The sequence below is a fragment of the Streptomyces sp. AM25 genome, from assembly GCF_058146165.1.
This window is the reverse complement of sequence record NZ_JBKIWN010000139.1, coordinates 14,082-36,443: the sequence shown is the minus strand read 5'-3', so window position 1 is coordinate 36,443 and position 22,362 is coordinate 14,082. Positions and strand designations below refer to the sequence as shown.

The window sequence follows — 22,362 nt, the reverse complement described above, 5'->3', positions numbered from 1 at the left end:
TCCCCCATGGACCTCTCCCCCCGTGAAGGGCCCCCCGGCCCCTTTGCATCGGATGAGTCATTGGTACTGCACCCCACTGACAACGGCGTTGCCCGGATCACCCTCAACCGCCCGCACACGCTCAACGCCATCACCCCTGACCTGCGAGAACAGTTGATTTCAGATCTCGCCCGGGCCTCCGCCGATCCGGACGTGGGAGCCGTGGTGATCACCGGAGCGGGCCGGGGGTTCTGCTCCGGAGCCGACCTCCGTTCCGGGGCGGCAAACGCCTCTTCCGAGCGCATTCCGGGTGATGTGGCCCGTACCATCCGCCTCGGTGCGCAGCGGCTGATCGCGGCGGTCCTGGACTGCGAGAAGCCCGTGATCGCCGCCGTGAACGGGGTCGCCGCGGGCCTCGGCGTCCATCTCGCGCTGGCCTGCGACCTCGTTCTGGCCGCCGAATCCGCCCGGTTCACCGAGGCGTTCGTCCGCCGCGGCCTGGTTCCGGACGGCGGCGGGGCCTACCTCCTGCCGCGCCTGGTGGGGTTGCAGAAGACGAAGGAGCTGATGTTCTTCGGCGACACACTGTCCGCCGCCGAAGCGGAACGACTCGGTCTGGTGAATCGTGTGGTGCCGGACGGGAAACTGGCCGACACCGCCGTGACGTGGGCCGAGCGGCTCGCGGCCGGGCCGACCCGGGCCCTCGCCCTGACGAAACAGCTGGTCAACTCCTCGCTCGACGCCGACCGCAGCGCCGCGTTCGCCGCCGAGGCGGCAGCCCAGGAGGTCAACGCGACGACTGCGGACGCGGCCGAAGGCGTCCGCGCCTTCACAGAACGCCGCCCACCCGTCTACCGGGGGCGGTGACGAAGCGTTCGGGGAGGGGACTTCCGATCTGACGCGACGTCACTTTCAATGGCTGCATGATGGGACACGCGGGGATGGCCGCAGCCGCCGTGCGCCACTTGCGCCGGAAGGGGGCGCCGGTGTCCGTGCCGCCGCCCGTCGACCCACTGCCCCGGCCGGAGCTCCGGGCCGTGCGGGCGGACGAACCTCCTCCGCCGGACCCCGCCGAATTCCGGCGCGTCCTGGGCCATTTCGCCTCCGGCGTCACCGTGATCGCCGCACCGGGAGCCGAAGGTGAACCGCCCGCCGGCTTCGCCTGCCAGTCCTTCGCCTCGCTGTCCCTCGACCCGCCGCTCGTCGTGTTCATGGTGGCCCGGACCTCCGCGTCCTGGCCCCGCATCGCCCGCGCCGGGGTCTTCTGCGCCAGCATCCTCGGCGCCGGACAGGAGGCGCTGTGCCGGGACTTCGCGGTCAGCAGCGCGCAGAACGCCGACAAGTTCGCTGGGGTTTCCTACGAGCCCGCCCCCGTCACCGGGTCGCCTAGGCTTGCGGATGTACCGGCCTGGGTCGACTGCTCGGTCCACGCGGTGCACACCGGCGGCGACCACCTCGTGGTCGTGGGGCGCGTCGAGGCCTTGGGAGCGGATGAAAGTGCCGCGGGCGCCGGTCCATTGATCTTCCATCGGGGCGCGTTCGGGACACTGCGCGCCACCGAGTGCTGAACAGCGCGGGAGAGGCGGGGGCAATGCACCCGGCCGCTACTTCTTGCCCTTCGCGCCGTGGTGCTCGCTCTCGCCGTGTCGCTCGTTCTCACCGTGATGGTCGTTCTCTTCGTGCCGCACGGCTCCGACGGTCTGCCCGGCCGCGTCATGATGCTTGTCGCGGTGCCGGTTCTTGCTGCCGTGCCTGCCCTTGACGACCTTGGTCAGCACGTACTTCTTGCCCGAGCCCGGCTTGCCTATCTCGTGGAAGATCCGGGGTTCCTTCTCCGTACCGGTGAGGCTCCAGTCACGGGCCAGCTCGCAACTGCCGATCCGCATGGAGACGCCCTGGACCGGCCCCTTGTCCGGCAAGGGCGTCCATGTTCCGGAGCCGTCGCAGTCCTTCGGCCTGTCCTTGCCCGTGCCGTCCCACACGTAGTTGTCGAGGCCCTGGGCGACCAGGGCCCCGTGCGACTCCAGCCTTACCGTGCCGCCACGGCCGTCCGTCCAGGTACCGGCGAGGTCCGACTTGGCGAGCCGGGGCGGCTCGTACACGTTGACCAGACCGGTCCCGTAGACCGTCGCACCGACCGCTCCGACCGCCAACCATGCGATTGCACCGTTGCGTGTGACCCTCCGGGCAACACTTCCGGTCCGGTTCTCCCGGATCCGGCGGGCGGCCACTCTGGCGACCAGCGCGGCGGGCAGCAGCACTGCCGTGAGGGACGACCACCACAGCAGGTACGCAAGCGGATGCGCCAGCGAGAGACTGCCGAGAGCGGCGATGCCTCCGAACACGGCCACCGCACCCGCAGCGACCACCGGCACGGCCCCCAGCGTCCACTTCCACCCGTCGGTACCGCCCCGGCGCTCGGCCGCCCGCCGGGCGAGCGCCAGTGCAGGCATCACAGCGGCGGCGGTGACGAATCCGCTGAGCAGGACGACGAGCAGCAGAGCCCCGAGAGACACGGCGACGACCAGGAGGACACCGCTGGGCAGTCCGTCGTGTTCGCGGGAGAGCAGAACGAGCACACCGATCGTCGCGGCGACCACCGACTCCGCACAGAGCGCGGCCATCGACGCGCAGAACGCTGCGCCGAAACCGTCCGGGTGCGCCACACTCTGCGCGGGCGCAGGGGTCGTCTCGGGGGCGACGCCCTTTGTCGCCTCGTCGGGTATGGCGTGCGGCTCAGCCTGCTGTGTCATGTCGCCCCTCTCTCAATGAAAGATTCCCCCAGAGGCCGAGAGGTTCCGCTGAGGGTCGTTCCGAGGCCGTGCACGGCTGCCGACCGGGCGACCATTCTTGCCGAATAGTCCGCTTGGTCCGATGCCGGCCGTACTGGCCGGCCGCGTGCACGGCGGTCGCAGCGATCCCTGCTGCACAAAGACACAGCAGGGATCGCAAGCGGCTTCCGAGGGGTAGGACGCAGCAGATCACCGGAACGTTGTCAGGACAGCCGGGGTCGAGGGGGAGGGGCGGCAGGGAAGGAGCGACAAGAGGAGACGAGGGCTCGTCGTTCAGGGAGGTACAGGCACGTCATCCCCGGAAGGCCAGCACCGCCCGTGTCACCGCTCCGCGGCGCACATCATCCGCCGCCTTTCCGAACTCCTCCACCGGATAGACGGCGGACACCAGCTCGTCCAGCAGGAGCCGTCCTTCGCCGTACCACCGTGCGTACAGCGTCATGTCGTGCTGCGGCTGCGATGAACCGTAGCGGCAGCCGAGGATCGACTTGTCGAGATACATCGACGAGACGAGGAACGACGCCTCCGCACCGGAGGCCGGGACGCCGAGCAGCACCGCCTGCCCGTGCCGGTCGAGAAGGTCGATCGCCTGCCGTACGAGCCGGGTGTCGCCGACGCACTCGAAGGCGTGGTCGGCACCGGCGGGGAGGATCTCCCGCACGGCGGCGGAGGTGTCGGGGACGGCGGATGCGTCGACGAAGTGCGTCGCCCCGAACTGCCGGGCCGTCGGCCCCTTCGCCGCGTTGGCGTCGACAGCGACAATGGGCGAGGCTCCGGCGATGCGGGCCCCCTGCAGGACGTTGAGCCCGATACCGCCCGCCCCGATGACGACCACGGAGTCGCCCGGCCCGACCCGGGCGCGCCGGAGTGCCGCGCCCACTCCCGTGAGCACCGCGCAGCCCATGACCGCGGCCGAGGCCATGGGCATGCCGGCCGGGATCCTGACGGCCTGGACCGCCTTGACCACGGTGCGCTCCGCGAAGACGGAACTCGAGGCGAACTGGAAGAACCGCTCGCCGGGCCGGGAGAAGGGCCGGCCCGGCCTGCCGATGGAGGCACGGCACATGGTGGGCCGGCCCCGGTCGCAGTCGGGGCAGGTGCCGCAGTTGGCCAGTGTGGACAGTGCGACGTGATCGCCGGGAGCGACGTGAGTGACGCCTGCTCCGACGGACTCGACGACGCCCGCGCCCTCGTGCCCGAGAACGACGGGGACGGGAAACGGAATGACCCCGTCGACGACCGACAGATCGCTGTGGCACAGACCGGCGGCGGCCACGGAGACGAGGACCTCGTCGGGCCCCGGCAGGCGTACCTGCAGGTCGTCGACCGTCCGCGCCTGCTTCCCGTCGAAGATGACACCTCTCATGCCCGGCTGTCCTCTCGTCCTCGCGGATTGGCGGACGCGGTCTCAGGAGGACCAGACGACCGACTGGAGTTCGCTGTACGCGTGCAGCCCGAAGGAGCCCCCGTCCCGGCCGATGCCGCTCTCCTTGAAGCCGCCGAACGGGGTCTCGGGGTGCCGCTGGGCCGTATTGATGGCGACGTTTCCGCTGGTCAGCCGGGCGGCGAGGGCCCAGGCACGCGCGGTGTCGGCACCGAAGACGTAGTCGTGGAGCCCGTACGGGGTGCCGTTGGCGATGTGCACCGCTTCATCCTCGTCGTCGAAGGGGAGGACGACGACGACGGGTCCGAAGATCTCCTCGCGGGCCACGGTCATGTCCGGGGTGGCGTCGGCGATGAGGGTGGGACCCACGTAGAAGCCGGGCCGCAGGTCGGGGCGGGTGCCGCCGACGACGATCCGGGCACCCTGGGCCCGGGCGCCGGCGACGTACGCCTCGACGCGGTCGCGGTGGGCCGCTGAGATCAACGGGCCCACGACGGTGGAGTTATCCACAGGGCTTCCCACGGGCAGTGACTCAGCGTAACGTTGGAGACCGGCGACGACCCGTTCGTACAGCGCCCGTTGGACGAGCACGCGGGCCGGCGCCGTGCAGATCTGCCCGCTGTGGAAGGACCAGACCGAACCGACCGCCCCGATCGCCGACTTGAGCACCGCTCCGTCGGCATCCCCCAGGACGATGGCAGCACCCTTGCCGCCCAGCTCCATCAGGGTGCGCTTCATCGACCTCCCCGCGGCCTCGGCGATCTTCTTCCCCACAGCGGTGGAACCGGTGAAGCTGACCATGCCGACGCCGTGATGGGCCACCAACGCCTCACCGGCGGCGGGCCCCGAACCGGTCACCACGTTGAACGCACCGTCCGGGAGGCCGGCCTCCCGGAAGAGCGGGCCCAGGAGCAGACAGCAGAGGGGGTCCTGCGGCGCCGGCTTGGCCACGACCGTATTGCCCATGGCCAGGGCAGGGGCGACCTTGCCCGCGAGATTGACGACCGGGAAGTTGTAGGAGGTGATGCAGCCGACCACGCCCACGGGGCGGCGCACGGCCACGGCGCCGACCAGGCCGCCGGGCGCGAGCGGGCTCGCCGGGACGGGCCGGGGCGCGAGGGGGACGGTTTCCGGTTCCAGGGCGCCTCGCGCATAGCGCCGGAAGCGTTCGGCCGCCGTGGGCAGTTGCATGGCCGAGGTGACGCGCAGGGTCGCGCCCGTCTCGGCCTGCAGGAGGGGGACGAGTTCCTCCTCGTGTTCGAGGATCAGTTCCGCCATCCGGTCCAGTACAGCTGCGCGTTGCCGCGGAGGCGTACGGGACCAGCCGTCCTGAGCGGCCTGTGCGGCGGTCACGGCGTCGGCGACTTCGGCGGGAGTCGCCTCCGGGGCCACCCCGACGACCTCTTCGGTCGCCGGATTGACAACTGGATAGTGCCCTTTTCCCGGCGCGCGCCATGTGCCGCCGATCCAGTGCCCGTAGGCGGTTGCCGCCGGTGTCGCCGATGTCATGGACGGGGCTCCTTCGGCAGGCCGAGCACGCGCTCGGCGATCACGGTGCGCTGGATCTCGTCCGAACCGCCGTAGATGGTGTCGGCGCGGCTGAAGAGGAACTGGCGTTGCAGGTCGTCCAGTTCGTAGGGGTACGCGGCATCCCAGTCGCGCGGCCCGAGGGCGGCGGCCGCACCGCGCACCTGCATCGCCAGCTCGCCCAGCCGCCGATGCCAGCCGCCCCAGAGCAGCTTGGCGACTGCGCCCGCCCCGGGGTCGTCCCCCGCGCCGAGGTTCCGCAGGGCGTTCCAGCGCATGCCCTGCAACTCGGCCCACTGCCGTACGAGCCGGTCGCGCATGACCGGTTCCGCTGCGGCGCCCGTCTCCCGGGCAAGGCCGACGACACGGGCCAGTTCGGCCGCGAAGCCGATCTGCTGGGCGAGGGTGGCCACTCCCCGCTCCCGGGCGAGCAGGCTCATCGCGACCCGCCAGCCGTTGCCCTCACCGCCGACGAGGTGCTCGGCGCGGGCCTCGGCGCCGTCGAAGAACACCTCGTTGAATCCGGCGTCCCCGGACATCTGCCGGATCGGGCGGACGGTGATCCGGCTGGGCTGGTCCATGGGGACGAGCAGCAGGGAGAGCCCGTGATGGCGCCGCGATCCCTCCGTGCTGCGGGCGAGGACGAAGCACCAGTCGGCCTCGCGGGCGAGGGAGGTCCAGATCTTCTGGCCGGTGATCCGATAGGTGCGGCCGCCGTCGGCGCGGGTGGCGGCCGTGCGGACGGCGGCGAGGTCGGACCCGGCGCCCGGTTCGCTGTAGCCCTGGCACCAGAGCTCCTCGCCGCGGGCGATGCCGGGGAGAAAGCGGGCGCACTGGTCGGCGTCGCCGTGGGCGAGGAGGGTGGGGGCCAGCAGGTTCTCGCCCATGTGACCGAGGCGGGCGGGTGCCTGGGCGCGGGCGTACTCCTCGGCCCAGACGATCTGTCCGGCCGGTGTGGCGGACCGGTTGCCGAAGGTTCCTTGCGTGCGGTCCCAGCCGAGGCCGATCCACCCGCCGGCGCCGAGTTCGCGTTCCCAGGCGCGGCCGCCGGCCCGGAAGCGCGCCCCGGCCTCCCCGGTGAGGTGCTCGGCCAGCCAGGCCCGCGCCTCCTCCCGGAGAGCCTCGTCCTGCGGACCGAAGGCGAAGTCCATGCCGTCTCCCTTCGACGCGGCTCACGGGGATCTGAGTGCGGTAACCGCCCTACATGTCCTGGGCGTTGGGCCGCTCGTCCACCGCGGCCGCCTTCGTCATGGCCCGCAGCCGGTCCAACAGCGGCATCGGATCGGTGCCGACCGTCCCCGGAAGGAGGTCGGCGATCTTCTCGGGGCTCCAGCCGCCCTCGGCATAGGCGGCGCGCAGTTCGCGGGGCTGCGCCCACACAGCGATCTTGGGGCCGGCCACGGTGTAGACCTGCCCGGTGATTCCTTCGGCGCGGGCACGGTCACTGAGCAGGTAGACGACGAGTGCGGCCACGTCCTCCGGTTCGCCGATCTCCGTCAGTTCCATCGGCACCTTGGCGGACATCCGCGTACGGGCCACGGGGGCAACACAGTTCGCGGTCACCCCGTACTTGTGGAGGCCCAGGGCGGCGCTGCGCACGAGGGAGATCACACCGCCCTTGGCGGAGGCGTAGTTGGACTGGGCGACGCTGCCCTGGTGGCTGCCGCTCGTGAATCCGATGAGGGTCCCGGTCCCCTGGCGCCGCATGGCGGCCGAGGCTGCCCGGAAGACGGTGAACGTGCCTTTGAGGTGAGTGGCGATGACGGGGTCCCACTCCTCCTCCGTCATGTTGAAGAGCATGCGTTCGCGCAGGATTCCGGCCACGCACACGGCGCCGTCGATGCGCCCGTAACGGGCGAGGGCGGTGTCGGCGATCCGCTGCCCTCCGGCCATGGTCGAGATGTCGTCCGTGACGGCCACGGCCTCGCCGCCCGCCGCTTCGATCTCTTTGGCCACGGCGGCGGCAACCTCGCCGGTGGGCTCCTCGCCGTCGAGGGACACCCCGTAGTCGTTGACGACGACGCGTGCCCCCTCGGCAGCGCAGGCCAGGGCAACGGCCCGGCCGATCCCCCGGCCGGCGCCGGTGACGGCTACCACCTTGCCTGCCAAGAAGTTCCCCACGGTGCGCCCCTTCCCGCAGCTTCTGACGGACCGTTAGATTCTGGAGAGGAGGGCCGGGGAAGACAAGAGCCGGGAGGGAACCCATGGCGCTGCCGCCCGAGTTCCACGAGATCGCCGAGCGGGTCAACAACTGGGGGCGCTGGGGAGCGGCCGACGAGATCGGAACGCTCAACCTCATCACGGACGATGTCGTGCGCAGGGCCGCCGCGACCGTGACCAGCGGCCGCCGGATCCCGCTGGCGCTGCCCCTGCAGCAGGACGGGGTGCAGACGGGCCTCATTCCCGGCAGGGTCAATCCGCTGCACACCATGACGTCCGTCAATGCAGAGCTCTTCGGCCCGGGAACGGTCGCCACCAGCGACGACGTGGTGACCATGGGCCTGCAGGCGGCCACCCACTGGGACGGGCTGGCCCACGTCTCCCACGGCGGCCGGCTCTACAACGGCCGTCCGGCGGACTCCGTCACCGCCCACGGCCGTGCGGCCTTCAGCGGTATCGAGAAGGCCGGGCCGGTCGTCTCCCGCGGCGTCCTGCTCGATGTCGCCCGTGCCAAGGGGATGGAACGGCTCGACGGCGGCTATGCCGTCACCCCCGAAGACCTCGATGCGGCCGAGGAACTCGCAGGCACCACGGTCGGGGAGGGCGACATCGTCCTCGTGCGGACCGGGCAGATACAGCACTACCTGGAGGGCAACAAAGAGGCGTACGGCTTCCCTTCGCCCGGGCTCTCGGTCTACACGCCCGAGTGGTTCCACGCCCGCGATGTCGCCGCGGTCGCCAACGACACGCTCACGTTCGAGATCATCCCACCGGAGATCGAGAACCTCTGGCTGCCCGTACACGCCCTGCACCTGGTGGAGATGGGGATGCCACAGGGCCAGAACTGGAATCTGGAGGAGCTCTCCACCGCGTGCGCCGAGGAGCGGCGCCACGCCTTCCTGCTGTCAGCGGCACCGGAACCGTTCGTCGGGGGAACGGGAGCCCCCGTCGCCCCGGTCGCCGTGCTCTGAGGCGACGGGACACCGGCCGCGCCGGCCGGGAAACGCCGCACTGCAGGCGATCTGCACGTCATGGGCGGACGGCGGCGTACAGATGCACACCCCGAGCACGGCACCGCACGCCGCCACCCAGCCTCCGGCGCCTCAGCCCTGTCGTCGCGCCGGGCCGCGACCCGTACTCGCCAAGGCAACCCTGGATCCCCGGGCCTCTCGACGTCCCCTCGCAACGAATCGCTGCATCCAAGGGTGATCACGTGAACACTTCACGTCAACACCTGGTCTGGACTTTGTCGACTACGCCCCATTTGTCGCGGCGTGTTGTGGCTCGAAAGCACCAGTCCACAGCGGCTCCCGGCGGTCGACCTCGCACCAGATGCGCTTGCCCGCACCTTCAGGCGTCCAACCCCAGCGGTCGGCGAGACCGTCGACGAGTTCCAGGCCCCTCCCGCCCGTTTCATCACCCCGGGCACAGCGCCGCCGCGGAGGCCGGGCGCTGTTGTCGGCCACCTCGACACGGACGGTTCCGGGACAACCCCCGGACGGCGCCCCCATGGAGGCACCCACGCCGGGGAAGAGCATCCGCAGGACTGCCGGACAGCCCGTGTGCACCACGGCGTTGGTGACGAGCTCCGAGATCAGCAGGATCAGCGTCTCGGCAAGCGGTTCGTCGACCCCTATGCCGGACCCGGCCAGGCGCGACCGTGCCCACCTGCGAGCCCGCCCCACTTCCGCGGGGTCGGCCCGGACCTCCATCTGCATCTGAAGCACCTGCACCGCTCACACCACCCGAACCGGCGGACACAACACCTCGCGCCTCCAAAGGGTCACGGAACGTGATGCCCTTCTGAGACAGCATGGTTGACGTTCAGTTACCTCAACAAGAGCTTCGGGCATATTCCGGCGCAAAGGAGTATGCGCCGCCCGCGCTGTGCGACCTGCGCCGCGAGGCTTCGAACACCAGGGAGACAGACTCCCCTCACCCGTGCGAGCTGGGCACATGCCGACGCCCGACATCGTCCGGCCGACAACGCCTTGATGGTTGCGCCCTTGAACAACTCGCATCCATGGGAGATTACCCGAGGCCGGGCCCGACTCCGCACCGTGACGAGTTACACGCAGAACACAACTCGATATCAACACAGCGTGATCTTTTTTCCATGGCAAGGCAGGCATTTCACCGCGCTCTGATTACGCAGCGCCATTCACGTCTCCTGCCGGCAGTCCCGCGGCCAACTCCTCTTCGGCGGCAGCCGGAGTCCGCCACTGCTCGAGCCTGACCCAGGCACGCTTGAGATGCAGGTGGACGTCCGCGTCCCAGGTGAACCCCATGCCGCCGTGCACTTGCAAACAGTCCCGCGCATTACGGACGGCTGCCTCGTCGGCGAGCAGCTTCGCTCCTGCGACATCGCAGGCCGCCATGGTCAGCGATGCCGCATACACGCTACTGCGTGCGATTTCCGCACGTACGAGCATGCGGGCGCAGAGGTGTTGCACGGCCTGGAAGGACCCGATGGGCCGGCCGAACTGCCTGCGGGACCGGGCATGGAGGACGGCCATGTCGAGCGTGCACAGCGCGCTCCCGAGTTGCTGGGCCGCGGTCAGCAGGGTCGCCTCGTCGTGGACGCGTTTCCCATCTCCACGCGTCACCCAGTGAGTTGCCGAGCATGGGGGCAATTGGCGCACCTCGTGCAGAGGCGTCAACGGGTCCACCGACTGCACGGGCCGGGCGGCCAGGGTCCGTGGTCCGGTTCCCTCGCTCGTCGTCATCGCCCGGACCCCTGCGCCGTCGAGCAGCAGCACGGAGTCTGCGACGCCCAGGTGTTCGGCCATTCCGGGACCGGCCAGAGCCGTCACTACGCAGGTACCCTCGGCCGCTCCGGGTACCAGACCGGCCGCGAGGTGCGTGGCGACCAGTGGTCCGGGCACCAGGGACCGTCCCGCCTCCTCGAAGAGGAGCACCGCCTCCGGGAGCCCCAGGCCCACACCGCCGTCCTGCCCCGGCAGCCGCAGCGCGAAGAAGCCCGCGTCGCCCAACTCCCGCCACAACGCCCGGCCGACGGCCCACCCGCCGCTCTCCCTCCGGGGTTCCTGGGCGCCCTGCGACCCCTGCGACCCCTGCACCCCCCAGCTTCCCTGCTGCTCCTCCGCGTCCACCGCCTCCCGCAACCGCTCCCGGGGGAAGCTCCGCTCGAGGAGCTTCCGCATCCCCGCCTGCAGGGCCCGTTGGTCGTCGTCCAGCCGGAAGTCCATGGATGCCGTCACCGTCCTCCCGGGAGGCCGAGGATGCGCTCGGCGATGATGTTCTGCTGGATCTGGGAGGTGCCGGCGGCGATCGTGTACGAGAGCGAGGAGAGGCGCTGGGCGGTCCACTCCTGCGCGGCGTCCAGCGAGGCAGGGCCGAGGACCTCGGCGGCCGCGTCGTACAGCTCCTGGCGGGCCTGGGAGTAGCGCAGTTTGAACACCGAGCCGCCGGTGCCCGGCACCCCGCTCCCGCCGTTGCGCAACGCGTACCCTGCTGCGCTCACGTTCCACTGCACAAGCCGCCACAGTGCACTGAACTCCGCGTTCAGCCGCCCGAGTCGGCGGCGCAGCACGGGGTCGTCCCAGCGGCCGTTCTCCCTGGCCCTGGCGGCCAGCCGGGGCAGGGTGCGGCGGCAGGCGACGACCTCGCCCGCGAAGGCGGTGCCACGTTCGAAGGAGAGGGTGACCATGGTGACGCGCCAGCCGTCGTTCTCGGCTCCGACGCGGTATGAGAGCGGCACCCGCACCCCGTCCAGGTGCACTTCGGCGAACTCGGCGGATCCGGCCAGTGTGCGCAGCGGCCGGACCGTGACGCCCGGGGCGTCCATCGGCAGGGCGAGCCAGGAGATCCCGTGGTGTCGGGGAGCCGAGTCGTCGGTGCGCACGAGCAGTTCGCACCAGTCGGCGACCTCGGCGTGCGAGGTCCAGATCTTGCTGCCGGTAACGATGTACGCGTCGCCGTCCCGGGTCGCGCGGGTGCGCAGGGAGGCGAGGTCGGAGCCGGCCTCGGGCTCGGAGAAGCCCTGGCACCACACCTCCTCGCCCCGCAGGATCGGCGGCAGCCAGCGGGCGCGCTGGGCGGCCGTCCCCTCGGCGGCGATGGTGGGTCCGGCGTGCAGCAGGCCGACGAAGTTGGCGCCCACGTAGGGTGCTCCCGCCAGTTCGGACTCCTCCAGGAAGATCAGGTGCTGGGCGGGGGTGGCCCCCTGGCCGCCGGCGTCGGCGGGCCAGTGCAGCCCGGCGAATCCGGCGTCGTACAGGGCTCGTTGCCAGGCGCAGTCGTGGGCGCGCCGTCCGGGCCAGTCGGCCGGGGGCGGCGCAGGGGGCAGCCGGGGCAGGGCGTCCGCGAGCCAGGCGCGCAGCCTTTGCCGGAAGTCCTCTTCCTCCTCGGTGCAGGTGAGGTCCATGGGAGTCACCTGCCGGACGGGGCGGAGGTGCCGGCGGGGTCGAGGTCCAGACCCAGCATCCGGATGGCGTTGCCCCGCATGAGTTTGCGGACGGTCTCGTCGTCCAGGCCCCTCACATGATCGAGGGCGACCTCCTTGGTGTGGGGGAAGGTCGAGTCCACGTGGGGGTAGTCGGTCTCGAAGGTGGCGTTGTCGCGGCCGACCGCGTCGAGCGAGGCGATGCCGTGCTTGTCGCGGAAGAAGCAGCAGTGGATCTGCCGGTAGTAGTAGGTGGAGGGGGGCTCGGGGATCAGGTCGCGCACGCCGCCCCAGGCGCGGTGCTCTCGCCAGACGTCGTCGGCGCGCTCCAGGGCGTAGGGGATCCAGCCCATCTGTCCCTCTGCATAGGCGAGTTTGAGCCGGGGGAAGCGGACGAGCACACCGCTGAAGAGGTAGTCCGTCATCGAGGCCATGGCGTTGTTGAAGGACAGCGAGGCCTGGACGGCCGGGGGCGCATCGGGGGATGCGGCGGGCATCTGCGAGGAGGAGCCGATGTGCATGCAGACGACGGTGGCGGTCTCCTGGCACTCGGCGAAGAAGGGGTCCCAGTATCCGGTGTGGATGCTGGGGAGTCCGAGGTACGGGGGGATCTCGCTGAAGGTCACGGCCCGTACACCGCGGGCGGCGTTGCGCCGGATCTCGGCGACGGCCAGGTCCACGTCCCAGAGCGGGATCAGGCACAGCGGGATCAGCCGGCCGTTGCTGTCGCCGCACCATTCCTCGGTCATCCAGTCGTTGTAGGCGCGCACGCAGGCGAGGGCGACCTCCTTGTCGCGCGCCTCGGCGAAGGTCTGGCCGCAGAAGCGGGGGAAGGTGGGGAAACACAAGGACGCCTCGACATGGTTGAGGTCCATGTCCTTCAGCCGCTCCGCCGGGTCCCAGCAGCCGGGGCGCATCTCCTGGCGGGTGATGCCCTCCAGGGTCATCTCGTCGCGATCGAAGCCGACGGCCGCGATGTTGCGCTTGTACGGGAACTGCAGGTCCTCGTAGATCCACCAGTCGGCGGGCGAGCCCGCGGGGTCCATGGTGATGCGGTACTTCCCGCCCACGTAACGCAGTTCGCCGATCCCGGCGGTCAGCGGGCGGGGGCCGCGGTGGCGGTACTTGGCGGGCAACCAGGCGTCGAAGAGGTGGGCGGGTTCGATCACATGGTCGTCGACGCTGACGATGCGCGGAAGATCCATGGCGTCTTCTCCCTCGCCGGACAAGGGGCCGGGACCGGGGCCGGCCCGGGAGCTATCTGACGATACGTCAGGTAGCGCAGCCAGTCAGGCTAGCCCCCGCCCCCTGGACCCACAAGGCGCGTCCGCCTACGCTCCCCACCTATCTGACGCTCCGTCAGTTCGAAGCCACGGAGGTCCGCCATGCAGTCGCCCGGCACCGCCCAGGACCTCGCCGCGTCGCGCACCCTGTGGGAGCTGCTCGACCGCCGCGCCGCCCTCACCCCCGACGCCCCGGCGCTCCTCCAGGACGAGCCCCCGGGCCCGGCGGACGCGCCCGAGACCGCCCGCCGCCTGACCTTCGGCGGCCTGCGCGACCGCAGCGAGCGCGTCGCCGCCTGGCTCCACGGGCTCGGAGTGCGGCAGGGAAGCCGCGTCGCCTGGCAACTGCCCACCCGCATCGAGACGGTCGTCCTGTCCTTCGCCCTGGTCCGCCTGGGCGCCGTCCAGACACCACTCCTCCCCGCCTGCCGCGACCGCGAGGCCGGGCACGCACTGCGTGCCTCCGGTGCGGAGTTCTTCGCCGTGCCCGGCACCTGGCGCGGTCACGACCACACCGCCATGGCCCGCCGCCTGGCCCTCACCCTGCCCGTCCCGCCGCTGGTGTTCACCGCGTACGAGCACCTCCCGGAGGCCGACCCCGCGACGCTGCCGCCGCCGCCCGCCGACGGCACGTCCGTCCGCTGGATCCACTGGACCTCCGGCACGACCTCGGACCCCAAGGGCGTGCTGCACAGCGACCGTTCCCTCATCGCCGCCGGCGCCTGCCTCGCCGACGCGCTCCGTCTCACCCCGCGCGACGTCGGCTCCATGGCCTTCCCCTACGCGCACGTCGCCGGGCCCGACTACACGGTGATGCTGCTCCTGCGCGGCTGCCCCGCCCTCCTCCTGGAGCACTTCTCCCTGCCTGGCGCGCTCCCCTCCTACCGCCGCCACGGCGTCACCGTCGCCGGAGGCTCCACCGCCTTCTACACGATGTTCCTCGCCGAACAGCGCAAGGCCCCGGACCGGCCCGTCATCCCCACGCTGCGCCTGATGGCGGGCGGCGGCGCCCCCAGACCGCCCGCGCTCCACGGCGAGGTCGCCCGCGAACTGGGGTGCCCGCTGGCGCACGGGTACGGCATGACCGAAGTACCCATGATCACCATGGGAGTTCCGGGCGAGGACACGGAAGAGCAGCTGGCCACCACCGAGGGGCGGCCGCCCGCGGGCATGGAGGTCCGGGTGACGGACCCGAACGGCCGGACGCTGCCGCCGGGGACGGACGGGGAGATCCGGCTGCGCGGCGAGGCCGTCTGCAAGGGCTATCTCGACCCGGCCCAGACCGCCGAGGCGTTCGACGCGGACGGATTCCTGCGGACCGGGGACCTCGGTCACCTCACCGGTGACGGCCGTCTCGTCCTCACTGGGCGCCTCAAGGACATCATCATCCGCAAGGGCGAGAACATCTCCGCCCAGGAGGTCGAACAGCTCCTCCTCACGCACCCGGGGGTCGAGGACGTCGCCGTGATCGGCCTGCCCGACGCCGTACGCGGGGAGCGCGTCTGCGCCGTCGTCCAACTGCACCCAGGAGCCGGTCCGTTGAGCCTCCCGGACGTCACCGGTCATCTCCGCGGGGCAGGGCTCGCGGTCCACAAGGTTCCCGAGCAGCTGGAGCTCGTCCCGGAGCTGCCCCGCAACGACACGCTCCGCAAGGTGCTCAAGTACCGGCTGCGCGAGCGCTACGCGGACCCGCAGCCGTGACCCGGGCGCCTCAGCCGTCGGTCCGGTACGTGGCGCTGGCCTGGTCGAAGAAGGTGTCCACCGAGCGCTGCCGGTCCGCGGGGCCGATCACCTGGAGGAGGTGGTAGCGGCCCTTGAGGAGCATGGCCGCATTGCGGACGTACAGCGGGCGGCCGCTGCTGTCGTTCCAGGTGAAGGTGCCCTCCGCCGTCGTCGTCCCGCCGACGTCGGTGCGGCGCAGCCCCGAGGCGCCGGACCAGGAGGAGGAGCGGTAGGGCGCGAGTTCGGGTTCCTTGTCCGCCTGGTAGGCCATCGGGTCGGTGCCGACGTCGGCCGCCTTGTCCCGCCCGGGCACCACGATCAGCTCGTAGGCACCGCCGGCGTAGACGACCTGGCCGCGGTCGTTGCCGCCGACGCGCTGCCAGTCCTTGGCGACGGCGACGGAGAAGCCCTTGGGGTCCTCGCGCAGGGAGAAGCCCTGGGCGAGGTCGGTGGGACCGGTCGTCCCGTCCTCCCGGGCCCCCGAGGCCGAGGCCTGGCCCAACCGGCCCGTGGTGCCTGCGCCTTGGGGAGCCGTGCCGACGGAACCGGCGGCGCCGGTGCGGTCCGTGGCGGTGCCGCCCGTGGTCTCCTCGGCGCGCGGCATGAACAGCAGCGCGTACAGCACCGCGCCGAGCAGGGCGAGCAGGACCGCGCCGAGCAGCAGGCGCCCAAGCCGGTGCGGGGAACGGGTGGCGGCGGGCACCCTCTGTTCCTGGAGGTGCTTCTTGTGCCGACCGTGCGCCGCCGCCTCCGCCGTGGCCGTGCGGGGGCCCCGGCGGCGGACGAGCTCGCCACGCCGGCGGACGACCGGCAGGCGGACGGCCCCGCGGCCCAGGGTGAGGGAGTGCTCGCCGGAGTTCAGCGCGCCGATGGACGGCACCGTGACCGTGCGGCTGCCGATGTCCGGCTCCGGCGCCGAGCGGATCAGCGAACGCAGCCAGCCGCGGAGTTCCTCGAAGTCCGGTCGCTCGGACGGGTCCTTGCGCATCAGCGACTCGACGACCGGCCGCAGCGCACCGCACTCCTCGGCGTAGGCGGGCGGCTCGGTGCAGACGGCCTGCAGCAGTTCCGCCGTGCTCTCCTCCGGGTAGGGCGCGTGCCCCTGGACGACGCGGAAGAGCAGGGAGCCCAGCGCCCACAGGTCGGCGGCCGGTCCGACGGGCGGGGCCAGCTGCCAGTTCTCCTGCACGGGCCAGGCCTGCTCCGGTGCCCAGCGCTCGGTGACGGCGCCGACCACCACCATGCGTGCCTGCCGGGCCCGTTCGGCCGCGAGGGCGCTGCCCGGCCCGGCGCCCTGCGCCCAGCCCTCGGCCGGCCGCGCCGGAGCGGGCTCGGTGCGGGCCTGCGGCCCCTGCAGGGCACGGGCGGCCGGCTCCACGGCGGTCTCGGGTGCCGTACGGGCCAGGGGAATGCCGTGCACCAGGGAGTCGGCGCTCCACGGCGGCGGGGAGCCGGGGGCGGGGGCCGTCCCGCTGGCGGCGGTGCCGCCGCCCCAGGTGGAGGCACCGGTCGCCGTGCCGGTGCGGCCCTCCCCGGCCGGCGTGCGCGCGGCGGCGGCACGCGTGCCCGCCGTGTACGCGGCAACGGCCCCGGACCGCGTGCCCTTCTTGGCGGCCGTCCCGGCGGGCGGTCGCGGCGGCTCGACGGCCTGCGGCACCGGGTCGTAGCCGCACAGCGCCTCCTCGGCCGCGCCCGCTGCCAGGCCGGTGAGGATGGCCCGCCCGTCGTCGCAGATGAGGACCGTGCGCACGGTGATGTTGCGGTGGGTCCAGCCGTGGGTGTGCAGGGCGCGCAGGGCCGTGAGCACGTCGGCGGCCACCTCGGCCGCGCGGTGCGGGGAGAGGGCGCGCTCGGCCAGCACGGCCGCGAGCGGCCGGGCGGCGACGAGTTCGCTGACGATCCAGAGGCTGCCCAGCTCCGCGAATACGTGGAAGACCTGGTCGAGCCGCGGGTGATCGGGGAGTTGCGCCGCAGCCGTCGCGGCAGCCAGCGCCCGGCGCACGGCGGGGTCGCCCGGCCCCTGCCCGGTCCGCCCGGCCGCCCCGCCGGCCCCGTACGGCGCCTCGTCGCCGACGACTTCGGCGTCGACGACTTCGGCGTCGACGACCTCCGGCAGCGGGATCTGGCGGACCAGGACCTCCTGCCCACTGTAGGTGTCGAAGGCTCTGGTCTCGACGAGTTCGAACGCTTCGGAGGGCGGCAGCGGCAGGCGGTAGCGGTCGGCGAGCACCCGGCCCGCGTAGTCCTCCACGGCGCCTCCCCAGTCGTGCGTTCCACCCGTCGACCGCATGACCGCCTGCCGTCGAAGCCGGTCGTCAATGCCGGTCGTTCAGCTGTCGCTTGCTGCTGATGGTGATGCCCAATGCGGCTGCGTACAGTCCACGAGGACTCACGATACGTGCCGAACCCGCCCCTTCGGGCGCGTACGGCTCAGTACGTCCTCAGGAGGTGCTCACTGTTTGCTCTGTGCATGCGCTGTGCTTGAGCTCTGCGTGCTCAGGATGTTTTTCCGGACGTGCCGCTCACGAACGTGGACGCGCTCTTGTGCTTGGCCGGTGAACCGCCCTTGCCGTCCTGGTCCTTGCCCCCGCTGCTGAGTGCCAGGGCCAGCACCGTGCCGAGAACGGCCAGCACCACGACGACCGCGGCGACGAGCAGCACCTTGCGCGGCACGACGTCCGTGAGGGAGGCCCGCCCGAAGGAGCCGGACCGCGCGCTGCCGCGGATCCGGATGCCCGTGGAGACGCTGCCCAGTCCCTGCAGCGCCGTCCGCTCCGGCTCGGAGGCCGATGCCGACGCCGAGGGCACCGCATCCCGCAGCGGCCGGAAGGAGCTCTGTATCCGGTCGGTCGTGGAGTCCGAGGAGGCCGGACGGGACGAACCGGCGGACGCCGCCCTCGGCTTCGACGAACCCGAGGACGCCGACGGCCGGGACGCCACCGGGGACGGCTTCGCCGCGGCCGGGGTCCGGCCCTGCTGCGGCTTCTCCGCCTGCTTCGTGTGCCTCGTCTGCTTCGTCCGCTCGGTCGACGACGCCGGGATGGCGGGCACCGCGATCGCCTGCGTGGCCTCCAGGTCCGGCTGCGGATCCGGCCGCTTCGGCAGGCGCTCGTCCGGGGCGTTGACCGCGTCGGTCAGCAGCGCCCGGGCACCGGCCTCGTCCAGTCGCTTCTGCGGGTCCTTGGCGAGCAGCCCGTACATGACCTCCGCCAGCGGGCCGGCGTTCTTCGGCGGGCCCAGGGGTTCCGTCATCACGGCCGTGAGGGTCGCTATGGCCGACCCCTTGTCGTACGGAGGGGCGCCTTCCGTCGCCGCGTACAGCAGACCGCCCAGCGACCACAGGTCGGCCGGGGGCCCGGGCTTCTGGCCGCGCGCCCGCTCGGGGGAGATGTAGGAGGGGGCGCCGACGAGCATGCCGGTGGAGGTGACCGACGGGTCGCCCTCGACCTGCGCGATGCCGAAGTCGGTGAGGACGACACGCCCGTCGTCCGCGATGAGCACGTTCGACGGCTTCACGTCACGGTGCAGGATGCCCTCGCGGTGCGCGGCGCGCAGCACGTCGAGGATCGCCAGGCCGACCTCGCCGGCCCGTCTCCACTTCAGCGGTCCGTCCTCGCGGATGACCTCGGCGAGCGAGCGGCCCTCGATGAGCTCCATGACGATCCACGGGCGATCGTCCTCGTGCACCACGTCGTAGACCGTGACCGCACCGGCGCTGCGGATGCGGGCGATCGCCTTGGCCTCGCGCAGGGTGCGCGTGATGAGGCGGCGCTTCTCGTCCTCGTCGATGTTGGCCGGGAAGCGCAGTTCCTTGACCGCGACCGTGCGCCCGAGCGTCTCGTCCGTCGCGCGCCAGACCGTGCCCATGCCACCGCGGCCGAGGACGTCCCCCAGCCGGTACCGACCGGCGAGGAGGCGCCCTGTCGTGCCCTGCGTCTGCTCCGCCTCCGACATGCGTCCCCTCTGGCAATCAGCTCTGCGACCAACCGACCCTGGCAGAGCGTCCATTGTCTCTCATCCCAGGACCTGCGGAAGGCCAGGGTCCAAGAGGCCGTGGATGATGGGCTCATGCCGACGCACACCGCCCTGGCTCGCCTCACGACGGCCATGGCCGCGCTGTGCTGCGCCGTTGCGGCACAGGGGGCGGCCGGGTGCGGCTTCACCGCCCGCTCACCCCTACATGACCTGATTTCGCACCGTGCGGTTCCCGGTGCCGCCGAGCTGTCACAAGATGCTCACGGGACGGCCCGGTTCAGCGCGGCCGGGGTCGCGGACGTCCGGACGGGTCGCCCCATCCGCCCCACGGACCGCTTCCGTGCCGGAAGCATCACCAAAACGGTCATCGCCACGGTCACTCTCCAGCTGGTAGCGGAGCACCGGCTGGATCCGGACGATCCGGTCGTGGACCGGCTGCCCCCTGACGACTCCGCCGCCGTCCGACGCACCACGGGCACCGCGCGCATCACGGTCCGCCAACTGCTCACCCACACCAGCGGACTGTTCTCCTACACCGACGACCGCGCGTTCTTCAGCGAGTTCTTCGGCGCCGGGTTCGCCGCGCACCGCTACGACTCCCACACCCCAGAGGCGCTGCTGCGCACTGCACTGGCCCACCGGCCCTACGCCCCGCCGGGCGTCGTCTACCACTACTCCAACACGGACTATCTGCTCCTCGGCATGGTCATCCGTCAGGTCACCGGCGACTCCTACGCCGACGAGGCCCGACGCCGCGTCATCCTCCCCCTGCACCTCACGGGCACCAGCTTCCCCGGCCCTCGCACCACGCTCCCCGCGCCGCACGGGCGTGCGTACGGCGCAGGGCTCACCGATGTCACCAACCTCAACCCCTCGTCGGCGGGCGCCGCCGGAGAGATGGTCACGACCCTTCCCGACCTCGACCGCTTCTTCGCCGCCCTGCTGGGCGGGACGCTGCTGCCCGCGCCGGAGCTGCGCGCGATGGAGGACACCCGGGCCTCGCAGGGGCGGTACGGGATGGGGCTGTTCCCGGTGCGGCTGCCCTGCGGGCGGACGGTGTGGGGGCACAACGGTGAGATCAACGGGTCGTATGTGCTGGCCGTCGGGACGGACGACGGCCGACATGTGATCAGTTATCGGGTCAACAGTGATGTACGGCCCGGAACGGCGGCCGAAGAGAGGCTGCTGGCAGCCGAGTTCTGCCCGCGCGGCGACGGATAGCGACAACGGACAGGCGCCTCGCACCGGGCTGGTCACACTGACTGCTCACACCGGTTGCTCACACCGGCTGGATGTCCGGAGCCCCCAGCCGCGCCGCATCCGCCGTCAGGTCGTCCGGCTGGCGCTGCGACTCCCGTTCCGCCTGGACGCGCTTCTCGTAGTGCTCGACCTCCTTCTCGATCTGCGCCTCGTCCCACCCCAGCACGGACGCCATCAGGGCCGCGGCCTCCCGCGCGCTGCGCGTCCCGCGGTCGAAGGTCTCGATCGAGATCCGGGTGCGCCGCGTGAGCACGTCGTCCAGGTGGCGCGCACCCTCGTGCGAGGCCGCGTAGACGACCTCCGCCTTCAGGTAGTCCTCCGCGGCCGGCAGCGGCTCGCCCAGCGCCGGATCGCCGATGACCAGGCCCAGTACCTCGTCCACCAGCGAGCCGTACCGGTTGAGCAGGTGCTCGACGCGCGCGACGTGCAGGCCCGTGCGCCGGGCGATCTGCGCGCGGCCGTTCCACATCGCCCGGTAGCCCTCGGCGCCCACCAGGGGGACGTCCTCGGTGACGCAGTCGGCCACCCGCTGGGCCAGCCCGTGCACCGCCTCGTCCACCGCGTCCTTGGCCATCACCCGGTACGTCGTGTACTTGCCGCCCGCCACGACGACCAGCCCGGGCACCGGGTGCGCCACGGTGTGCTCGCGCGAGAGCTTGCTGGTCGCGTCCGACTCACCGGCCAGCAGCGGGCGCAGTCCGGCGTAGACGCCCTGGACGTCGTCGCGCGTGAGCGGCACGCCGAGCACCGAGTTGACGTGTTCCAGCAGATAGTCGATGTCCGCGCTGGAGGCCGCCGGGTGGGCCTTGTCGAGGTCCCAGTCGGTGTCGGTGGTGCCGATGATCCAGTGCCGGCCCCAGGGGATGACGAACAGCACGCTCTTCTCGGTGCGCAGGATCAGCCCGGTCGTGGAGTGGATGCGGTCCTTGGGCACCACCAGGTGGATGCCCTTGGAGGCCCGGACGTGGAACTGGCCGCGTTCGGCGATCATCTGCTGGGTGTCGTCCGTCCACACCCCGGTGGCGTTGACGATCTGCCGGGCGCGGATCTCGAACTCGCCGCCCTGCTCCAGGTCGCGCACCCGGGCCCCGACCACCCGCTCCCCCTCGCGCAGGAAGCCCACCACGCGCGCCCGGTTGGCGACGTCGGCGCCGTAGGCCGAGGCGGTGCGCACAAGGGTCATCACGTAGCGCGCGTCGTCCATCTGCGCGTCGTAGTACTGCAGGGCGCCGACGAGCGCGTCCTTGCGCAGCGCGGGCGCGACCCGCAGCGCCCGCTTGCGGGTGAGGTGACGGTGCGTGGGCAGCCCGCGGCCGTGGCCGGAGGAGACGGACATGGCGTCGTAGAGGGCCACACCCGCGCCCGCGTAGAAGCGTTCCCAGCCCCGGTGCTGGAGTGGGTAGAGGAACGGCACGGGCTTCACCAGGTGCGGGGCGAGCCGCTGCAGCAGCAGGCCGCGTTCCTTGAGGGCCTCGCGCACGAGCGCGAAGTCGAGCATCTCCAGGTAGCGCAGCCCCCCGTGGATGAGCTTGCTGGAGCGGCTGGAGGTGCCCGCGGCCCAGTCCCGCGCCTCCACCAGGCCCGTCACCAGCCCCCGGGTCGCCGCGTCGAGCGCGGTGCCCGCACCGACCACTCCGGCGCCCACCACGAGGATGTCCAGTTCGCGTTCCGCCATCCGGGCGAGCGCCTGTCCGCGCTCGGCCGGCCCGAGTACCGATGTCCTCACCACTGCCTCCCGCTCGACCGCTCGTCCGCCCGTGCTGTCCGCCGGTGACGGCGCCGCCGGCGGAGGTGCAGCCCGGCGGCGAGCCCGGCTCGTCCGCCGTCTCTCTTCGATGCTGCCCCAGATCCGCCGTTCCGGCCGTTCCGGAGGCG

16 protein-coding genes and 1 pseudogene are annotated in these 22,362 nt (G+C 71.9%); 5 read left to right on the top strand and 12 right to left on the bottom strand.

Annotated elements, in window-relative coordinates; genetic code table 11:
* The first annotated feature begins 6 nt into the window (after positions 1–6).
* Together ACLHRZ_RS40855 and ACLHRZ_RS40850 are read left to right on the top strand one after the other, a co-directional pair.
* A complete protein-coding gene (locus ACLHRZ_RS40855; RefSeq protein ID WP_490423688.1) occupies positions 7–846 on the top strand; it encodes an enoyl-CoA hydratase/isomerase family protein in 840 nt (279 codons plus the stop codon).
* A gap of 56 nt (positions 847–902) precedes the next feature.
* The gene (locus ACLHRZ_RS40850) at positions 903–1,547 is read left to right on the top strand and encodes a flavin reductase family protein (protein ID WP_490423687.1); all 645 of its coding nucleotides are present in this window, start codon (positions 903–905) and stop codon (positions 1,545–1,547) included.
* A 36-nt stretch (positions 1,548–1,583) separates the two neighbouring features.
* Here the strand turns inward: ACLHRZ_RS40850 and ACLHRZ_RS40845 are convergent, their stop codons facing one another.
* From ACLHRZ_RS40845 to ACLHRZ_RS40825, 5 genes are all read right to left on the bottom strand, one after another.
* On the bottom strand, positions 1,584–2,732 hold the full coding sequence (locus ACLHRZ_RS40845) for a hypothetical protein (RefSeq protein ID WP_490423686.1): 1,149 nt from the start codon (positions 2,730–2,732) through the stop codon (positions 1,584–1,586).
* 331 nt (positions 2,733–3,063) lie between these two features.
* Positions 3,064–4,137 (bottom strand): alcohol dehydrogenase catalytic domain-containing protein, encoded by a 1,074-nt coding sequence (locus tag ACLHRZ_RS40840; RefSeq protein ID WP_490423685.1) that lies wholly within the window; start codon positions 4,135–4,137, stop codon positions 3,064–3,066.
* 42 nt (positions 4,138–4,179) lie between these two features.
* The gene (locus tag ACLHRZ_RS40835; protein WP_490423684.1) at positions 4,180–5,664 is read right to left on the bottom strand and encodes an aldehyde dehydrogenase family protein; all 1,485 of its coding nucleotides are present in this window, start codon (positions 5,662–5,664) and stop codon (positions 4,180–4,182) included.
* Positions 5,661–6,833 (bottom strand): acyl-CoA dehydrogenase family protein, encoded by a 1,173-nt coding sequence (locus tag ACLHRZ_RS40830; protein WP_490423683.1) that lies wholly within the window; start codon positions 6,831–6,833, stop codon positions 5,661–5,663. Before ACLHRZ_RS40830 ends, ACLHRZ_RS40835 begins: the two co-directional genes overlap by 4 nt.
* A 49-nt stretch (positions 6,834–6,882) precedes the next feature.
* A complete protein-coding gene (locus ACLHRZ_RS40825) occupies positions 6,883–7,803 on the bottom strand; it encodes an SDR family oxidoreductase (RefSeq protein WP_490423682.1) in 921 nt (306 codons plus the stop codon).
* 83 nt (positions 7,804–7,886) lie between these two features.
* On the opposite strand from ACLHRZ_RS40825, the gene ACLHRZ_RS40820 reads away from it, so the two are divergent.
* The gene (locus tag ACLHRZ_RS40820) at positions 7,887–8,813 is read left to right on the top strand and encodes a cyclase family protein (RefSeq protein ID WP_490423681.1); all 927 of its coding nucleotides are present in this window, start codon (positions 7,887–7,889) and stop codon (positions 8,811–8,813) included.
* A gap of 282 nt (positions 8,814–9,095) precedes the next feature.
* Here the strand turns inward: ACLHRZ_RS40820 and ACLHRZ_RS40815 are convergent, their stop codons facing one another.
* The 4 genes from ACLHRZ_RS40815 to ACLHRZ_RS40800 all read right to left on the bottom strand — a co-directional run bounded on the left by ACLHRZ_RS40815 (position 9,096) and on the right by ACLHRZ_RS40800 (position 13,452).
* Positions 9,096–9,575, bottom strand: a complete 480-nt coding sequence (locus tag ACLHRZ_RS40815) for an ATP-binding protein (protein WP_490423680.1) — start codon at positions 9,573–9,575, stop codon at positions 9,096–9,098.
* A gap of 414 nt (positions 9,576–9,989) precedes the next feature.
* The gene (locus ACLHRZ_RS40810; RefSeq protein WP_490423724.1) at positions 9,990–11,051 is read right to left on the bottom strand and encodes an acyl-CoA dehydrogenase family protein; all 1,062 of its coding nucleotides are present in this window, start codon (positions 11,049–11,051) and stop codon (positions 9,990–9,992) included.
* An 8-nt stretch (positions 11,052–11,059) separates the two neighbouring features.
* On the bottom strand, positions 11,060–12,229 hold the full coding sequence (locus ACLHRZ_RS40805) for an acyl-CoA dehydrogenase family protein (RefSeq protein ID WP_490423679.1): 1,170 nt from the start codon (positions 12,227–12,229) through the stop codon (positions 11,060–11,062).
* A gap of 5 nt (positions 12,230–12,234) precedes the next feature.
* On the bottom strand, positions 12,235–13,452 hold the full coding sequence (locus tag ACLHRZ_RS40800) for an amidohydrolase family protein (protein WP_490423678.1): 1,218 nt from the start codon (positions 13,450–13,452) through the stop codon (positions 12,235–12,237).
* A gap of 180 nt (positions 13,453–13,632) precedes the next feature.
* Here ACLHRZ_RS40800 and ACLHRZ_RS40795 point away from each other — a divergent pair, with 180 nt between their 5' ends.
* Positions 13,633–15,231, top strand: a complete 1,599-nt coding sequence (locus tag ACLHRZ_RS40795; protein WP_490423677.1) for a class I adenylate-forming enzyme family protein — start codon at positions 13,633–13,635, stop codon at positions 15,229–15,231.
* A 10-nt stretch (positions 15,232–15,241) separates the two neighbouring features.
* Here ACLHRZ_RS40795 and ACLHRZ_RS40790 read toward each other — a convergent pair whose 3' ends face one another.
* A complete protein-coding gene (locus ACLHRZ_RS40790; RefSeq protein ID WP_490423676.1) occupies positions 15,242–17,503 on the bottom strand; it encodes a serine/threonine kinase C-terminal domain-containing protein in 2,262 nt (753 codons plus the stop codon).
* Between the two features lie 278 nt (positions 17,504–17,781).
* Positions 17,782–19,206, bottom strand: a pseudogene (locus ACLHRZ_RS40785) (serine/threonine-protein kinase); the annotation flags it as partial.
* A 114-nt stretch (positions 19,207–19,320) separates the two neighbouring features.
* On the opposite strand from ACLHRZ_RS40785, the gene ACLHRZ_RS40780 reads away from it, so the two are divergent.
* Complete coding sequence (locus tag ACLHRZ_RS40780; protein WP_490423675.1) at positions 19,321–20,448, top strand: serine hydrolase domain-containing protein; 1,128 nt, start codon at positions 19,321–19,323, stop codon at positions 20,446–20,448.
* Positions 20,449–20,506: 58 nt separating this feature from the next.
* Here the strand turns inward: ACLHRZ_RS40780 and ACLHRZ_RS40775 are convergent, their stop codons facing one another.
* Positions 20,507–22,213, bottom strand: coding sequence for a glycerol-3-phosphate dehydrogenase/oxidase (locus ACLHRZ_RS40775; protein ID WP_490423674.1), 1,707 nt, complete (start codon positions 22,211–22,213; stop codon positions 20,507–20,509).
* Between the last annotated feature and the right edge of the window lie 149 nt (positions 22,214–22,362).

Bases quoted from the DNA above. Each gene is read 5' to 3' on its own strand.
- ACLHRZ_RS40805 (WP_490423679.1), bottom strand. From the start codon at position 12,229: ATGGACCTCACCTGCACCGAGGAGGAAGAGGACTTCCGGCAAAGGCTG.
- ACLHRZ_RS40850 (WP_490423687.1), top strand. From the start codon at position 903: ATGATGGGACACGCGGGGATGGCCGCAGCCGCCGTGCGCCACTTGCGC.
- ACLHRZ_RS40780 (WP_490423675.1), top strand. From the start codon at position 19,321: ATGCCGACGCACACCGCCCTGGCTCGCCTCACGACGGCCATGGCCGCG.
- ACLHRZ_RS40830 (WP_490423683.1), bottom strand. From the start codon at position 6,833: ATGGACTTCGCCTTCGGTCCGCAGGACGAGGCTCTCCGGGAGGAGGCG.
- ACLHRZ_RS40820 (WP_490423681.1), top strand. From the start codon at position 7,887: ATGGCGCTGCCGCCCGAGTTCCACGAGATCGCCGAGCGGGTCAACAAC.
- ACLHRZ_RS40835 (WP_490423684.1), bottom strand. From the start codon at position 5,664: ATGACATCGGCGACACCGGCGGCAACCGCCTACGGGCACTGGATCGGC.
- ACLHRZ_RS40810 (WP_490423724.1), bottom strand. From the start codon at position 11,051: ATGGACTTCCGGCTGGACGACGACCAACGGGCCCTGCAGGCGGGGATG.
- ACLHRZ_RS40855 (WP_490423688.1), top strand. From the start codon at position 7: ATGGACCTCTCCCCCCGTGAAGGGCCCCCCGGCCCCTTTGCATCGGAT.
- ACLHRZ_RS40845 (WP_490423686.1), bottom strand. From the start codon at position 2,732: ATGACACAGCAGGCTGAGCCGCACGCCATACCCGACGAGGCGACAAAG.
- ACLHRZ_RS40800 (WP_490423678.1), bottom strand. From the start codon at position 13,452: ATGGATCTTCCGCGCATCGTCAGCGTCGACGACCATGTGATCGAACCC.
- ACLHRZ_RS40795 (WP_490423677.1), top strand. From the start codon at position 13,633: ATGCAGTCGCCCGGCACCGCCCAGGACCTCGCCGCGTCGCGCACCCTG.
- ACLHRZ_RS40840 (WP_490423685.1), bottom strand. From the start codon at position 4,137: ATGAGAGGTGTCATCTTCGACGGGAAGCAGGCGCGGACGGTCGACGAC.